Annotated in this window: 15 protein-coding genes and 1 other RNA gene; 6 read left to right on the top strand and 10 right to left on the bottom strand. The window is 33.3% G+C overall.

Annotated elements, in window-relative coordinates; translation table 11 throughout:
• Window positions 1–20: 20 nt before the first annotated feature.
• The 4 genes from gldG to FLAK523_RS12090 form a co-directional block, all read right to left on the bottom strand.
• Complete coding sequence (gene gldG, locus FLAK523_RS12105; RefSeq protein ID WP_248903746.1) at window positions 21–1706, bottom strand: gliding motility-associated ABC transporter substrate-binding protein GldG; 1686 nt, start codon at window positions 1704–1706, stop codon at window positions 21–23.
• The gene (gldF, locus tag FLAK523_RS12100) at window positions 1706–2431 is read right to left on the bottom strand and encodes a gliding motility-associated ABC transporter permease subunit GldF (protein ID WP_248903745.1); all 726 of its coding nucleotides are present in this window, start codon (window positions 2429–2431) and stop codon (window positions 1706–1708) included. Before gldF ends, gldG begins: the two co-directional genes overlap by 1 nt.
• A gap of 57 nt (window positions 2432–2488) precedes the next feature.
• A complete protein-coding gene (locus tag FLAK523_RS12095) occupies window positions 2489–2785 on the bottom strand; it encodes a putative quinol monooxygenase (RefSeq protein ID WP_248903742.1) in 297 nt (98 codons plus the stop codon).
• A 61-nt stretch (window positions 2786–2846) separates the two neighbouring features.
• Entirely contained in the window at window positions 2847–3674 is an 828-nt protein-coding gene (locus FLAK523_RS12090) for an S-adenosyl-l-methionine hydroxide adenosyltransferase family protein (RefSeq protein WP_248903740.1), read from the bottom strand.
• 186 nt (window positions 3675–3860) lie between these two features.
• Here FLAK523_RS12090 and FLAK523_RS12085 point away from each other — a divergent pair, with 186 nt between their 5' ends.
• Both FLAK523_RS12085 and FLAK523_RS12080 read left to right on the top strand, forming a co-directional pair.
• Window positions 3861–4811: a PhoH family protein gene (locus FLAK523_RS12085; RefSeq protein WP_248903738.1), complete on the top strand. Its 951-nt coding sequence runs from the start codon at window positions 3861–3863 to the stop codon at window positions 4809–4811.
• A gap of 171 nt (window positions 4812–4982) precedes the next feature.
• A complete protein-coding gene (locus tag FLAK523_RS12080) occupies window positions 4983–5798 on the top strand; it encodes an SDR family oxidoreductase (protein ID WP_248903736.1) in 816 nt (271 codons plus the stop codon).
• Window positions 5799–6079: 281 nt separating this feature from the next.
• On the opposite strand, the gene FLAK523_RS12075 is transcribed toward FLAK523_RS12080, so the two are convergent.
• Both FLAK523_RS12075 and hmpA read right to left on the bottom strand, forming a co-directional pair.
• A complete protein-coding gene (locus FLAK523_RS12075; RefSeq protein WP_248903733.1) occupies window positions 6080–6517 on the bottom strand; it encodes an Rrf2 family transcriptional regulator in 438 nt (145 codons plus the stop codon).
• 12 nt (window positions 6518–6529) lie between these two features.
• Entirely contained in the window at window positions 6530–7732 is a 1203-nt protein-coding gene (gene hmpA, locus FLAK523_RS12070; RefSeq protein ID WP_248903731.1) for an NO-inducible flavohemoprotein, read from the bottom strand.
• Window positions 7733–8024: 292 nt separating this feature from the next.
• On the opposite strand from hmpA, the gene FLAK523_RS12065 reads away from it, so the two are divergent.
• On the top strand, window positions 8025–10379 hold the full coding sequence (locus FLAK523_RS12065) for a prolyl oligopeptidase family serine peptidase (protein ID WP_248903729.1): 2355 nt from the start codon (window positions 8025–8027) through the stop codon (window positions 10377–10379).
• Window positions 10380–10468: 89 nt separating this feature from the next.
• Window positions 10469–11425 carry a phosphoribosylaminoimidazolesuccinocarboxamide synthase gene (locus tag FLAK523_RS12060; protein ID WP_248903727.1) on the top strand — a complete coding sequence of 319 codons (957 nt, stop codon included), beginning with the start codon at window positions 10469–10471 and terminating at the stop codon, window positions 11423–11425.
• 180 nt (window positions 11426–11605) lie between these two features.
• Here FLAK523_RS12060 and FLAK523_RS12055 read toward each other — a convergent pair whose 3' ends face one another.
• The 4 genes from FLAK523_RS12055 to FLAK523_RS12040 form a co-directional block, all read right to left on the bottom strand.
• Window positions 11606–11950, bottom strand: a complete 345-nt coding sequence (locus tag FLAK523_RS12055) for a DNA polymerase III (protein WP_248903725.1) — start codon at window positions 11948–11950, stop codon at window positions 11606–11608.
• 320 nt (window positions 11951–12270) lie between these two features.
• Window positions 12271–13356, bottom strand: a complete 1086-nt coding sequence (gene dnaX / locus FLAK523_RS12050; RefSeq protein ID WP_248903723.1) for a DNA polymerase III subunit gamma/tau — start codon at window positions 13354–13356, stop codon at window positions 12271–12273.
• Between the two features lie 123 nt (window positions 13357–13479).
• Window positions 13480–14592 carry a class I SAM-dependent methyltransferase gene (locus tag FLAK523_RS12045; RefSeq protein ID WP_248903720.1) on the bottom strand — a complete coding sequence of 371 codons (1113 nt, stop codon included), beginning with the start codon at window positions 14590–14592 and terminating at the stop codon, window positions 13480–13482.
• Between the two features lie 89 nt (window positions 14593–14681).
• Window positions 14682–14990, bottom strand: a complete 309-nt coding sequence (locus FLAK523_RS12040; protein ID WP_248903719.1) for a hypothetical protein — start codon at window positions 14988–14990, stop codon at window positions 14682–14684.
• 118 nt (window positions 14991–15108) lie between these two features.
• Here FLAK523_RS12040 and rnpB point away from each other — a divergent pair.
• Window positions 15109–15432, top strand: an RNA gene (gene rnpB / locus FLAK523_RS12035) — RNase P RNA component class A.
• A 129-nt stretch (window positions 15433–15561) separates the two neighbouring features.
• Window positions 15562–16500: a ketopantoate reductase family protein gene (locus FLAK523_RS12030; RefSeq protein WP_248903717.1), complete on the top strand. Its 939-nt coding sequence runs from the start codon at window positions 15562–15564 to the stop codon at window positions 16498–16500.
• The last annotated feature ends 110 nt before the right edge of the window (window positions 16501–16610 follow it).

Here is a 16610-nt window from a genome sequence, read left to right as displayed (position 1 = left end):
TGAAACTTTTTTATTAACATCTACTTGCTGTATTTTCTTTTCCTTAAAAAAGTAAAAACCACACCAAAAAGAATTAAAATAAGAATTGGAAGCCCGATAGTTAGGAATTGTATTGCACTATAGTTGCTGTAAACTTTTTCCTTATCCAATAAAGGTAAATCGAGATCTTTGCTTCGAATGTTAATAAGTCCATTATCATCCAGTAAATAATTGACACAATTCAACATAAAATCCTTGTTGTCGTATAAATTCCCTGATCTTTGATCGTAACCTAATTCAACGGGTTGAAAATCTTTATCGAGTTGATTCCGAATTAAATCTCCATCAGAAATCACAATCATTTTATTGTTTTTTCCTTTTACTTCAAAAGTTTTTTGATCGAAAGGCAGGACACGATTTTCAAACATAGAATGAAACGAACCTTCGAGTAAAACAGAAAGCGGAATATTTCCAGTATTGATATAATGATTCGGACTTGTTTCCTCTTCCACAATATTCAAATTGATCTCTGTAGGAGTACCAATTTTTTTAGAATATTGAGAGGATTTTAAAAGGATGGTTTTCTTGATTCCGTTTTTTAAAGTGTCAATAGGATTAGCAAAATCAAATTTAATTCCGCCTAAATTTTTAACAATAGGGTGGTTGCTATCTGGATAAACTTGAGGTGCAAATTTCCAGTTGAATTCCTGATATTGTGTTGCACTTCCTTGCTCACCAGAGGCTAATTTAATAGAACTTCCTTGCTCGTCTTTCACTAAGTCAGGATTAATGCGTATCCCGTATTTAAAGAACATATCATTCAATCCTAAATCTCTAGGATAAGCTAATGTGGCTCCTGCTGAATTGTAAAGACTGTCCATTTCTGCAGCTACTTGATCGATTAACCAAAGGGTTTTTCCTCCTTTAATGATGAATTGATCTAAGACTTGTTTTTCAGCGTCTGTAAACGTTTCTGTTGGTTTAGCAATGATGGCCAAATCATATTTTTCTAAAGCTTCTAAAGTAGCAGTGGGGTTTTTGGCAACCGAATCTAATGTAAAAGGGCCAATGTGGTAACTTTCTCTTACCTGCATTAGAAATTTAGCCATTAAAACATCTTTTAATTCCCCATTTCCTTTTATTACTGCAATCTTTTTTTGCTTGTCTTTGGTGATTTTGTTTATTGCGTCAGCTATTGAATATTCTAGATGTTGAACTGAACTAACCACTTTTTGAGTAGTGGAAGCGCCCATTCTGTTTTTCAATAAAGGAATATTGACTTCTTTATTATTATATACTGCAATTGCCCAAGGGAATACCATTGCTTGAGATTGTTTTCCCTTATCATCCACAGTTATATTAATGGGTGTTAAACCCTTTCGATACAACTGTTTAACATTATCCATACTTTCTTCTTCGTTCTCCATAGGATTTACGAATTCGAAAACAATATTTTTATTGTAAGCCTGAAATTCTTCCAGAATTTGTTGGGTTTCCTGTTGCAGTCTTTTGAACTCAGCCGGTAAATCACCTTGCATATATATTTTTACCGACAATGGGTTTTCTATTTGTTCGATAATTTTCAAAGAAGTGTCAGATAATGTGTATCTATTGTCTTTAGTTAAATCAAAACGATGAAAAAAGGAATTACCTATTCCGTTTGCAAGAAGCAAAAAGGCAATTATGATCAATAGATCTATTAGGTTGCTTTTTTTAATTGGTATCATTATAATTTCAAAGATTTTAATTTAAAAACAGTAAGCGAAAGGAATAATGTCGTTATGCTTACAAAATAAAGAATGTCTCTAGTGTCTAAAACACCTCGTCCCATACTCTTAAAATGTTCTTGCATTCCCAATGAACTGATCAAGGATTTAAAGTTGGAGATTATAGAAGCAAATCCTTCAATTCCAAAGTAAAAAAGGAAACATATAAAAACGGCTAATATAAAAGCCACAATTTGGTTGTCAGTAAGGGTAGAAGTGAATATTCCAATTGAAGTATAGGCAGCTATTAAAAATAATAGACCAAAATAAGACCCTATAGTACTTCCCATATCAATATTCCCTTCAGGAAGTCCAAGGCTTGAAATTACTTCAACATAGATAAATGTAGGTACAATTGCCATTACAATTAATAGCATAGCACCTAGGAATTTTCCGTTGACTATTTGCCACATACTCAATGGTTTTGTTAGCAGTAATTCAAGTGTTCCTTGTTTTTTCTCATCCGAAAAACTACGCATAGTTACCGCAGGAATTAGAAATATTAAGATCCAAGGGGATAATGTGAAAAACGGTGTCATATCAGCAAATCCAGTATTTAGGATGTTGTATTCACCATCAAACACCCAAAGAAAAAGACCGTTGAGAATTAGAAATAAGGCAATAACTAAATAGCCTATGGGTGAGCCAAAAAAAGATTTAATTTCTCGTAATAATAATGCTTTCATTTTTTATTTTTTGTTTCAAATTTCAGACTTATAGATTGGGCAAGTTGAAAATAAATTTTAAGCTAGAGTTGCTAATTTGTCCACACTCCAAGCCTCGGGTTTGTCATTGAACAATTTTTTAGTAAAAGTCCAAACCTCATTAAAAAATTCCGACTGTCGATAATTTTCCAAATCCTGTTCAGTTTCCCAATAACTATAAGTAAAGAAAATGCTTTTGTTGTCTTTATCCTGATATAATTCTAAAAGGCGGTTCCCGGGAGCAGAGCGGATTCTTTCTTTTATGGATTCGAAATTTTCCATAAAAGCAGGAATGTTTTCTTCGTGAAAACTCAATTTTACTATTCGTACAAACATTTGAAATTTAGGATTTAGGATTGTTGATTTTTAGATTTTTTAAACTGATTACCGACCACTGTTAACTGAATACTATATTTACCACATCTCTATAATTCAAACCTAATAAACTATTAGCGGAGCCTACTTTTAACGGATTGCTTCGGAAAACGGCAATTTCCAGAAAACCGGCTTCATTGAAAATAGCTAATTTCTCTCCTTCATAATTTTTAATTGGATATTTGTCAGAACTTGCGATAGCGGAATAATTAGGCAGAATGGTTTTAATATTTTTTGTTTTCATCAATATTTCATAGGGTCTTCCTTTGGCCGCATCCAAAAACTGTCTTTTTGAAATATTAGTAACCACATTTCCAAAATGATCAATATAAATCACGTGTCCTTTTAAGGAATTAGAATCATCTGATACAACCGCTTTCATTTCGGTAATTTGCTTGATACTTGTTATTTCTTTTCCTATAACGTTCAACAAACCACCTTTAGCGATGTGACAGGCTACTTTGACAAATACATCTAAATCTGTTGCTTCGCTTGGTAATCTATCGTGGATGTTGATGGTAACCATTTTTTGGGGCACAATTTTTTGCGAAAGCATACTTAAAATGCCATTATCAGCAGCAATAAAGTAAGAATCATTCCATTGCATAACAATATGTTGGTTCTCTTTATTGTGTTCTAAATCGACTCCTATAAGATGAACGGTCCCTTTTGGAAAGCTAGAATAGGCAGCTCCAATAATGTAACTTGCTTCTACTGTGTTGAATGGGTCAATATCGTGAGAAATATCAATAATGGTTGCATCCGGATATTCAGATAAAATCTTCCCTTTCAACGCACCTACAAAGTGGTCTTTCAAGCCGTAATCGGTAGTAAGGGTAATTATTGACATAAATTTGTTTATAACTATTAGTGTAAAGTAAACCTTATTTTTCTTAAATTTGAGATATGCAAAGCTAATAATAGTAAACTCAAAAAAGCAAAAACAAATTCCAAATTTCGCAAAAATAATACTCAAGTTTTAATTCAATTCGAATTTAAGCATTAAACGGAAAAATTTAATCTAAAACTACATCATTTGAACGAACGAATCATCGAGCTCATCGACATCGCTCCAAAAGAGTTTTGGGGCGCTCAAGACACTCATCTTGAAACTATTAAAAAGTACTATCCAAAGTTAAAAATTGTAGCAAGAGGTACAACTCTTAAAGCTTTTGGAGAAAAAATCGTGCTGGACGAATTCGAAAAACGGTTTCAGCGACTGATGCTTCATTTTACCAGATACAATACTATTGATAATAATGTGATTGAACGCGTTATACTTAGTGATGGTCAGGATGAAAGAATTACATTAGGTCACGATAAAATTTTGGTTCATGGAGTAGGAGGGAAAATAATTAAAGCCATGACGCCTAACCAGCAATTATTGGTGGATACCATAAACAAAAACGATATGGTTTTTGCGGTAGGTCCAGCAGGTACTGGAAAAACGTATACAGGTGTTGCGATGGCTGTAAAAGCACTGAAAGAAAAACAGGTAAAACGCATCATTCTTACCCGTCCGGCCGTTGAAGCAGGGGAGAATCTTGGGTTTCTGCCAGGTGATATGAAAGAAAAATTAGATCCTTATATGCAGCCGCTTTACGATGCCCTTCGTGATATGCTACCCAATGAAAAACTGGAGGATTATATTTTAAAAGGAATCATTCAAATTGCGCCACTTGCTTTTATGAGAGGTAGAACGCTGGATAATGCTTTTGTGATTCTCGATGAAGCGCAAAACACAACGCATTCTCAAATGAAAATGTTTCTAACCCGTATGGGAAAAAGCGCCAAATTCATGGTTACCGGTGATCCAGGTCAGGTAGATTTACCTCGTCGAACCATTTCAGGACTTAAAGAAGCGTTACTGGTATTAAAAGATGTTGAAGGCATTGGGATCATATATCTTGATGATAAAGATATTGTACGTCACAGATTAGTTAAACAAGTGATTGATGCCTATAAACAAATCGAAAATACCGATTAGAAAGGAAATGTTATTTTGAAAGTTTAAATCAAAATACATATTAATACTATAGTTAACGACCCCAAACGGGGTCGTTCTTAATTAATGAACTACTCATTTTTTTTTGTTTTAAGCAAATGAAATTATTTATTGAAAATCAAAAAAAAAGAGTTGCTTAAAAAAATATAAATCTTGAAAAATGTAATCATAACAGGAGCTTCAGGCGGAATTGGAAAAGAAATAGCTTTGCACTTTGCAAAAAGTGGATGGAATGTTATTGCTACAATGATTTGCTTGAAACAAGGTAAAGAACTTGAAGGGATAACGAACATAAGTTGTTATGCTCTGGATGTAACTTCAACAGAAAGTATTGAAGTTGCCAAGAATAAAATAGTAAATGATTTTAAAACCATAGATGTTGTAATCAATAATGCAGGAGTTGGATACAGAAGTTTTGTGGAATTATCCGAAGATTCTAAAATTAATCACATTGTTGATGTCAATTATTTAGGTGTTGTAAAAGTATGTAGAGCTTTCATCCCCATATTCAGGACTCAAAAAAAGGGCCACTTCATAAACATTTCCTCCATTGCGGGTTTGGTAAATTTACCGTTAGGGAGTTTTTATCATTCAACAAAACATGCAGTAGAAAGTTTTTCGGAATGTATGGCCTACGAATTATCAGAATATAATATTAGTATTTCCACCATACAATTTGGTAATACTCCTTCTAATTTTCAAAAAAATGTCACCAAATCAGAGCGTTCTTCTCTTGCTTCGTACAATAATTTGATGGATAAAATTGGGGTAATATTAGAAAACAAGACTAAGAAAAACAAAGATTTAAAGCCTCAAATTATTCGAGAATTATTAAAAATAGCTGAAAATCCAGCCAAAAATTTCAAGCGATATACAATCGGTTTTGATGCCAATAGTCTTAGTATATTAAGGTCAAGAATTGGATATCGTTTATTTGGAAGATTGATTAGACAATCCGTTTTGAAATAAAAGGGTTTTTATATACAGACTGGATGTATAACTATTTTTGGAAAGTAGATTAAGATCTTGAACTAGATTTTAAAAATGTTTGCTGCATTAGTACTAGCTTTCTTTTCTTTTTAAATAGAAAAGGAATTATATAGATATTGAAAATACAGGAAATTGTGGCTGCAATTAACCAAGATTGAGCCCATAAAAAAACAAAATCTATAGTGTTTTTAGTATTTGTGTTGATTGTTGTGAGTGTAAATGTGATAAATGAAGTAACAAGAATACTGCTAAGAATAGTTTTACGCATTTGGATTGTTTTGAAAAATTGAATTCCAATCGGAAAATTCAAGATCTGAGAGATTAGATTCGTTTAAACTATCAATAAAAGCAGTATAAGCTCTATTGAACAATGATTTTAATTTGCAATTATGTGATTTAAAAATACAAGGCTTGGAATCACAATTAACCACTGGACTGTCATCTTGTTCCAATAGATGGATTAAGTCTCCTAACTGAATTTCTTTGGCTTTCTCTGAAATTACAATTCCGCCACTTTTGCCACGTTTGGTTAAAACCAATTCATTAGCTGATAAAAATTGAACCACTTTAATGAGATGATTTCGTGAAATTTTGAAAGTTGTAGCCAAATCATCCAAAGAACTTTGAGGAGTATCTTTTTTTTGATTCAGATAAATCAATACACGCATACTAAAATCTGTAAAGTGGTTTAATTTCATAAGTGCTATTTATTAATTTAAGGTCAATAACTGAGGTCCAAATTCTTCATAAAATATGGCTTCTTTTGTTACGCCAAGTTCAATTAATGATTCGTATTGTTTTCGAATAAACATTTCAGGTCCGCAAATATAATATTTTGCATCATTAATAATAATTTCTTCTTTGTACAGATTCAAATTTACTCTTCCTTCTATCGCATCTGTTTTGTGGTTAGGCAGCGTTTCATAGAATACATAAGATGTCAACCAGTTTTCCTGACTGTTTAATTCTTCGATAGTGTCTTTAAAAGCGTGAACGTTTTCATTACGACAGCTGTGAACCCATACCGTTTTGTTTTTTTGGAGTGCTGTTTTATTGGTTTCTACCATACTCATTAAAGGAGTAACTCCCACACCGCCGCTTATAAGGACTAATGGGTTTACGGATTCAGGATCAGCATAAAAAACACCTGCTGGAGCACTAACATCGATGCTTTCGCCCACTTTTTTAGTATGGAGTACATTAGAAAACACACCGTCAGGAATAGCATTAATTCCCATTTCTTTTTTTACTGATATTCGGTAGTATTCATTGTTAGAAGAGGAAGACAAACTATATTGTCTAGGTTGCTCATAACCAAGTTCAGGGATAAAAGTTTTAACGGAAAGGTATTGCCCTGGAAAAAAAGAGGCAATATCTTTTTTGTCTTCTGGTTGTAGATAAAAGGATTTAATTTCATCACTTTCTTTAATAATTTTTGCAATTGTAAATTTTCTCCAACCAATCCAACTTCCTTTTTTAAGGGTATTTTTTTTATACATTTCGGCTTCAATACTTATCATTATCTGCGCTAATTCAGTATATGCACAAGTCCAAGCTTCTACTAATTCGGGTGTTGCTAATTCACCCAATACTTCTTTAATGGATGCAATAAGATGATTTCCAACAATGTCATATTGTTCTGGAGCAATGTTTAAACTTACGTGCTTGTTTCCAATTGATTTTAATACATTTATTAGTATGCTAGGATCTTCAATATTTTCAGCATAAGCCAATACAGCGCCTGTCAAAGCATTTTGTTGCTTGCCGTTAGCTTGATTTGCCATATTGAATATGTTTTTTAACTCAGGGTTATTGGTAAGCATTCTTTGATAGAAATAGGAGATTAAATCATTACCACTTGATTTTAAAACTGGAACTGTTGCTTTTATTAATTCTTTTTGAGATGTATTCATGTTTGTGTTATTTATTTTTCTCAAAGGTAGACTAAAACCCTATATGTTGTATATTAAATACAACATATAGGATTTTTAATTCTCAAAAGATTTTTTAATTATTGAGAATCTATCCTAATCTCTTTTAAGAATTTTAAATTTTAGGATACACCAAAAGAGGGTAGGGAAAATAAAAGACATTATTTGTGTTTTATATGGGGTACTATTTAAGTATTTAGTGCTCTTATAATTATGGTTTTCTTTTTTTAATAAATTTCAAAGTGTATTTTTGTTTAAATTAAATCATGTAACAATGTTAAGAAAAGTTTTATTGCTTGTGTTTCTGTTCTTTATAACTGCTGGTCAAAGTCAAAATTTGAAATTAGAAGACATTATGAAAGGGGATGCTTTCATTGGAGTGCAACCTTCTAACGGACGTTGGTCTCTAGACGGGAAGAAAATATATTTTGAATGGAATCCAAATAACGAAATTGGTACTACTACCTATTTTTGGGAAAAAGGAATGCAGAAACCTTTGCTTGCTTCTGTAAAAGATGCCGCTTTTTCAAAATATGATTTCGTGCAAAAACCAAATTCGGATATTGCTTATTATATTTCAAAAGGGGCTTTGTATTCTTATTCTCTTTCGAATAAAACTATCAAAAAATTACTGCAACAGTCTAGTTCAGTTTCGAATTTACAATTGGGAAGTGAAAAAGGGGTTTTATTTTTTGAACAAAATGATAATATTATAAAATTCAATACTATTGAAGGGACTCTTGTTCAACTTACTAATTTTAAATCGGGTAAAGAAAAAGAAAAAGACTCAGAGAAGGATTCTTTTTTAATAAGTCAGCAAAAGGAATTATTCCAATTTATACGTGATCAAGACGCAAAGAAAAAGTGGAACAAGGCTAAATCTGACGAAAACAAATCGGATTTTCCAAAGGGATACTTCTATGGAAAAAATGCTTTTGGAAGTTTGAAAATTAACCCAAAAGGAACTTTTGCAACCTTCAGACTACGAGAAGTTGAAGAGGTGAAAAACGAAAAAATGGAGGTTTTTATTACTTCAGATGGATATAATCAATCTCCAAACACGAAGGAGAAAGTATCTACAGCCAACTTGTCGGCTACAAAATTTGGTGTTTACTCTGTCGCAAAAGACAGTGTTTATTTTGTTAACTTTTCCACTTTGAGCCATATTCAAGATACTCCGGAATACTACAAATTATATGATAATTTAAAAAACGCCAAGAAAGAAGACCGATTAATTGTAGTACAAGAACCTAAATATAATAACGATGGTTCTTATGCAGTTACCGAAATAAGAAGCCAGGATAATAAAGACCGTTGGATAGTGAAATTGAATGTAGAAAAAGGAAGTTTTGAAGAAATTGATCACCAGCATGACGAAGCTTGGATAGGTGGGCCTGGAATTCCTTCGTATCCGTTTAGTTCAGGGACTCTAGGATTTCTTGCTGACAATGAAACGATTTATTTTCAATCGGAAGCTACTGGTTTTTCCCATTTGTATTGGTATAATCTAAAAACGAATAAGAAAAGACAAATCACAAAAGGGGATTGGGAAGTAAGAGATTTGAGTTTGTCAAAAGATAAAAGTGTTTTTTACTTAACTACCACCACCACTCATCCTGGGAATAGAAGTTTTTACAAATTGGCGGTTTCTGATGCGCTTTTGCAGCCTGTTTTAACTAAAGACGGAGCTCATGAAGTGAGTTTGTCTCCAGATGAGAGCACATTATTAGTTCGCTATTCCTATAAAGACAAACCATGGGAATTGTATGTTGCTCCTAATAAAACCAATACTTCTTTAAGTCAAATAACACAATCAACAACAGCTGAATTTAAAGGCTATTCTTGGAGAAAACCGAATGTTATCACATTTAAAGCTCAGGATGGAGCAAATGTAAACGCTCGTTTATATACACCACAAGCTGAAAAGTCAAATAAAGCTGCAGTTATTTTTGTTCACGGTGCTGGATACTTGCAAAATGCCCATAACTTTTGGAGTAATTACCATAGAGAATATATGTTCCATAATTTATTGACAGATTTGGGTTATACCGTATTAGATATCGATTATAGAGGAAGTGACGGTTATGGTCGTGATGTAAGAACCGGAATATACCGTTTTATGGGAGGTAAAGATTTATCTGACCAGATTGATGGTAAAAACTATTTAGTTCAGAATTTAGGTATTGATGCTAAAAGAGTTGGTATTTACGGTGGTTCTTATGGTGGTTTTATAACCCTAATGGGAATGCTTACAACGCCTGACGAGTTTGCTTCAGGAGCAGCGTTGCGTTCAGTAACGGACTGGGCACATTACAACCATGGATATACAGGAAATATTCTTAATTTTCCGGAAACAGATCCCGAAGCTTACAAGAAAAGCTCTCCAATTTACTTTGCGGATAACTTAAAAGGGAATTTATTAATGCTTCACGGAATGGTTGATGATAACGTGGAATATAAAGATGTTGTTCGCTTGTCTCAGCGTTTCATAGAACTAGGAAAGAAAAACTGGAGTCTAGCTTCATTTCCTGTTGAAGCACATGGTTTTAAAGAAACTTATTCTTGGGTAGATGAATATAGCCGCATTTTAAATTTGTTTAACGATACGCTTTTGGAAAAGAAAAAATAGTCTGTTTTAAGAGATGATTATAGTTAAACAATTTTGTGTATCTCTTTGAAACAACCTATTTTTGCACAAATAACAACACAACAAAACACATGAATACTATAACAACCACTAATTTTAATTTTCCAAATCAAAAATCAGTTTACAGAGGTAAAGTGAGAGAAGTTTACAATATCAATGACAACCTTTTGGTTATGGTTGCCACAGATAGACTTTCAGCTTTTGATGTGGTTTTGCCAAAAGGAATCCCTTATAAAGGACAAATTTTGAACCAAATCGCGACTAAATTCATGGAGTTGACTCAGGATATAGTTCCAAATTGGTTAATCGCTACACCAGATCCTAGTGTTGCTGTTGGTCATTTGTGTACTCCTTTTAAAGTGGAAATGGTGATTCGTGGGTATCTTTCAGGTCACGCCGCTCGTGAGTATGCTCTTGGAAAAAGAGAAATTTGCGGTGTTGCAATGCCAGAAGGATTGAAAGAAAACGATAAGTTTCCAACACCTATTATCACTCCTACAACTAAAGCTGATAATGGTGAGCACGATGCTGATATTTCTCGTGAGGATATTTTAGCAAAAGGAATTGTTACTGAAGAAGATTATTTAGTTTTAGAAAAATATACAAGAGCTTTATTTCAAAGAGGTACTGAAATCGCCGCTAGTCGTGGTTTGATTTTGGTTGACACCAAATATGAGTTTGGAAAAACTAAAGAAGGTGTAATTGTATTGATTGACGAAATACATACACCAGATTCTTCTCGTTACTTTTATTCGGAAGGATATCAAGACAGACAAGATAATGGAGAAGAGCAAAAGCAATTGTCTAAAGAGTTTGTTCGTCGTTGGTTAATTGAAAATGGTTTCCAAGGTCTAGAAGGACAACAAATTCCTAATATGACAGACGAGTATATTGAAACTGTTTCTGAAAGATATATTGAATTATACGAAAAGATACTAGGCGAGAAATTCGTGAAAGCTGATATTACAAATATCAATGAGCGTATTGAAAAAAATGTATTAGCCTATTTAGAATCAATTAAAAAATAATTTATAATTGATTTAATACTATTGAAAAAGCGAGGGTTTTATAATCCTCGCTTTTTTATTTAATATGTTATATTCCAAAGTGATGCTTGATATAATTATTTCTACATCTTAAAAATGCGAATCTATTGTTTAAATGATTAAGTGTAACGTATTACTTTTCAATAAGTAATGATTTTAAAACTAAACATTTAAGTCTAGCCCGAAAATGGTTCTTAATAATTCAATATTTGGATTTAATTCAAAAAGTCTATTGTAGCGATCTTGATCATTTAAGCTTCTTTTATTTTCAATAGCTTCATTTACTATAACCTCAATAGAGATATCGTGATTGTGTAAATGTCCTTTTAAATGTCCTAAAAGACCATTCAATTCCTTTTCAAAATCTAGTTTAGATCCTTCATTTGGTAATTCAATTGTGATGGCAGTACCATTTAAAACAGGGTCGTTAATAAGTAATAAGGATTCCATAATTCTAAATCCTTTTTCCCCTAGTCGTTGCGCATATTTATTCCAATGTAGTAACATTTCAGTTTCAGTAAAATCTTCTGTTGGTAAATCTAGTGTTGGCTTTACATAGCTTTTACCGCTTTCCTCTAGTGCTTTTTTTGCACGAATACTTGATAAAGAAAAGGCTGAAATTTTTGGTTCATTGGATGTGAACGTTTCTGTTGGAGTTTTAGGTTTCTGAATTTCAGGCTGTGTAGTTTCTGGTTGAACTGCAGTGTTATTTGCTCCTAAATTCGGAATATGAGCTTCCTCTTTAGTTATTGTAGTCGAACTCGTATTAGCTGTTGGTTTTACTTCAACAATAGAATAGTCGTTCTTTCTATAATAAGTAGGCGGAATTATAAAGGCGTCAACTTTTTTTTTTCTCCATCAAAAGTGATAGAGGCAAGTTGCATTAGGCAAAGCTCAACAAGAAGGCGTTGGTTTTGACTTAATTTGTATTTTAAATCACAATCATTTGCAATAGCGATTCCTTTTAATAGAAAATCCTGCTCGCATTTTTGTTCTTGTACGCCATACATTTTTTGAGCTTGTTCTCCAACTTCTAATAAAGAAAGGGTAGAAGGTGTTTTACTTACCAATAGATCCCTGAAATGGGATGCTAAGCCTGAAACAAAATGATGACTATCAAATCCTTTAGCGAGTATTTCGTTAAAAGCGATTAATAATTCCGGAATTTTATTTTCCAAAATCAAATCGGTAATATTGATGTATGTCTCGTAATCCAGTACATTCAGGTTTTCAGTAACAGCCTGACGGGTCAAATTGCTACCACAATAAGAAACAACTCTGTCAAAAATTGACAAAGCGTCACGCATTGCTCCATCCGCTTTTTGAGCGATAATATGCAATGCATCGTCTTCAAACGCAACTCCTTGATTTGTGGCTACATCAGCAAGATGTTCTTTTGCGTCTTTAACGGTGATTCTTTTAAAATCAAATATTTGACAACGAGAAAGTATTGTTGGGATTATTTTGTGTTTTTCGGTCGTAGCCAATATAAAAATGGCGTGCTTTGGCGGTTCTTCCAATGTTTTCAAAAAAGCATTAAAAGCAGCCGAAGACAACATGTGAACCTCATCAATAATATAAACCTTGTATTGCCCTGTTTGCGGAGGGATACGAACTTGGTCAATCAAACTTCGGATGTCGTCAACAGAGTTGTTTGAAGCGGCATCTAATTCGAATACGTTAAAGGCAAAATCTTCATTGGGATCATCATAACCCGGCTGATTGATTTTTCGAGCCAGAATTCGAGCACAAGTCGTTTTTCCTACCCCACGAGGTCCTGTAAATAATAGGGCAGAGGCAAGATGATTGCTTTCTATGGCATTCAGTAAAGTATTGGTAATGGCTTTTTGCCCCACTACATCGTTAAATGTTTGTGGACGGTATTTTCGTGCCGATACTATAAATTGTTCCATAGAGTTTTATTCGAAAGCAAATATAGTTTTTAAAAAATCAATTCCAAAATTCCAAATCACAAATAATTTATGCATCTTGATTTTGAATTATTAGATCTGAATATTGACATTTCCGCGCTGTTTTTAGCTAGTAAACTTTGCTGTAGAATTCATATACTTAAACCCAGATAACGGAATTTTAAGAGCTCCTTTTTGTTGTATCAATACTTTGAATTTCATTCCCATACTCATCAACAACCCTTGATTTATATAAGTTTCATGTATAGTAGATTGTGAATTTATATCGGGATTCATTATTGTATTGCGGAGATATTCTTTGATACCAAGACCTAATAAAAAAGTGGTTTGATCTAAAAATCCGCAACTTTCAAATCCGTATTCTGAACCCCAAAGGTTTAAAGCTGAAAAGTTAGTGTGTGAAGTGATGTCTTGACTTCCAATGTATTGGTAGGGATTATCGTTTTTTTGATGTTTGTTGTAGCATAAAAGAGTGCCGGAACTTCTATGGTTTTGGTATAGTTCAGTAGATAAACCGCCATAATCTATTGTGATTATATAACCTTTGCGCAAGCGATTTGAAATAGATTTTAACCACGATATCGCTTCCAGGTTGATTTCAGTTCGGAAACCTAGTGGCAGTTTTATGTTTAGTTTTTCGAAATAATCTATGAGTTCTTTCTTTGCCGGTTTCAAAACTTCTATAAATCCGTTTTTATAGTCCACAAAAACCTCTTTTAGCACTTCTTCCATAATCACTTGATGAACAGCAAAATTATCCAGCAATTCATTAGATAGTACACAGCCGTTAATTTCAGGAATCTCTTCTATAGTATCGTACCAACATACTTTTTCGAGCAAATGCTTTTTTTCAATTGCTCGCATACTTTCGCTTTTTTCGATAATGGCGTAGCTTAAATCATTATAAAGTGGAATGTTGTTTTTGAGGTAATCCAAAATGTCATGACATAATAAGCCCGTTCCCGCACCATATTCTATGATTTGGAAAGGTTTTTTTTCCAATGCAAGCCACATTTCTTCAATTTGGCGGCCTAGCATTGCGCCAAAAGAGACAGATAGATTAGCACTGGTGTAAAAATCACCGTTGGCTCCAATTTTGTTCTGCTCTGAATTATAATACCCTAATTTTGGGTAATACAAAGCCATTTCCATAAAATCATGGAACGACAATGGTCCTTCTTTATGGATTCGTTCTATGATAATTTCAGATAATACCATTGAACTTAAATATTTGGTTTTTATTCGAATTCAATTCTAAAAATAGTGACGGTGAAATCTTCTTTCTTTTTAATAAGAGAAAGAAATAATTAAAGTTTACAGGAACCGCTATTATCTTCAATACATAATTTACTCAATACTATAGCCGCTCCACTTGAATTAGCAGAATAGCCAGCTACGAAAACTCCTTTTTTGCCTGAGCTTGATTTTATGCCATACACTACGGCTTCATCGGCAGGATCTGAATTTCCTTCGTAACGATAAACATGTTTGACTTGATAGCGATGCGGATTTTTAATAATATCCTCTTCATGAAGATTAAAATCATAAGTGAATCCATCCTCGTTTAAGTTGTCTAAAGCTTTAGTAACGGTAGCATAGTGATAGGTTGGCTTCATAATTATGTTTTTTTGGTTGAGGATTAAAGATAACTAATTTATTATTAAGTTGTTGTAAAAGTGTTGTTAAACAAAATTATCTATTAGACCGAAAAAGGAATAAATAATGTAAATTTGCACCACAGACCGCCTTATCGTCGTTTTGAGCAATCAAAAGGGAGGAAAGTCCGGACACCAGAGAGAAGCATAGCGGGTAACGCCCGTCGGTCACGCTTTAGGGCGTGATTAGGACAAGTGCAACAGAAAGTATGTACAGGTAATGCTGTAGTGAAACCAGGTAAACTCTATGCGGTGAAATATCAAGTATATCAGCATTTAAGGGCTTCTCGTCCGTTGTTGAAGGGTAGATAGCTTGAGTCTTGCAGTAATGCATGATCTAGATAAATGATAAGGGTCCCGATTCATCGGGATACAGAATCCGGCTTATAGGTCTGTTTTTTTTTAATTAAATGGAATTAATGAAATAAAGGATTGTAAAATCTAAAAGAGAACCATTAAGAAATTAAGTTTCATTAAGTCTCAAGGCTTAATTTTCTAAATTTCTTAATGGTTTAATTTATAAATAGTAGTTATGATAACAAGAATTGGAATTTTAGGATTAGGTGGAGTAGGTGGTTATTTTGGCGGACTTTTAGCCAAAGCTTATGCCGAAACAGATTCAATCGAAATTGTTTTTATTGCTCGTGGTGAAACTCAAAAAGCGGTTGCTGAATCCGGTTTGAAAATTAGAACTGATGAAGCCGAATTTAATGTGTTTCCAAGTGTTGTATCAAATGATCCTGCAGTAATTGGGAAATTGGATTATTTAATTTGTGCCACAAAAACCTATGATATAGAAGAGAGTCTGCTTTCTTTAGAAAAATGTATCACATTAAACACCATCATTTTACCTTTATACAATGGAGTAGATGCAACAGAACGCATCAGTGTTCTTTATCCTGACAACGAAGTGTTGCAAGGATGTGTGTATATTGTATCGATGATAGAATCAGTGGGAGTAATTAAAAAAGTGGGACCTTACGAAAAGTTGTTTTTTGGATCTCAAACCGCTCCTATTTCAAGACTAAATGCTTTGCAATCCATATTCGAAAAAGCGGCTATAGAAAGTTATCTTGTTGATGCTATCGAAGAAACGATTTGGGAGAAATTCATATTCATTTCATCATTGGCTTCTGCCACTTCTTATTTAGATCAAAATATTGGTGAGATTTTAAAAACCGATACAAGTAGAGCAGTATATGTTGAGCTTCTTAATGAAATTACCATGATTGCCGCTGTAAAAGGACTGAGTTTACCTAATGACATCATCCTGCAATCCATAATGAAACTTGAAAAAACACCTCATTCTGCCACTTCATCAATGCATCGTGATTTGATGGCCGGAAGAAATTTTGAACTAGCCTCTTTAACGGAGTTTGTAGTTAATGAAGGAGTAAAGTATGAAGTAGAGACACCAATGTATAATATAGTATTGGCTAAATTGTCTGAGGCTGTAATAAAGGAGGAATAGATAAATTTATCATTGAGAAATATTATTTGCATTTTTAAATTAATTTCATCAGACAAGATATAAACAGAAAAGCCCTTGCATTGCAAGGGCTTTTGTATTTAAAAGAATGA

It is taken from the genome of Flavobacterium sp. K5-23 (assembly GCF_023278045.1).
Classification (GTDB): Bacteria; Bacteroidota; Bacteroidia; order Flavobacteriales; family Flavobacteriaceae; genus Flavobacterium.
The sequence above is the reverse complement of the archived record's forward strand: the minus strand, read 5'-3'. Positions and strand labels throughout refer to the sequence as shown.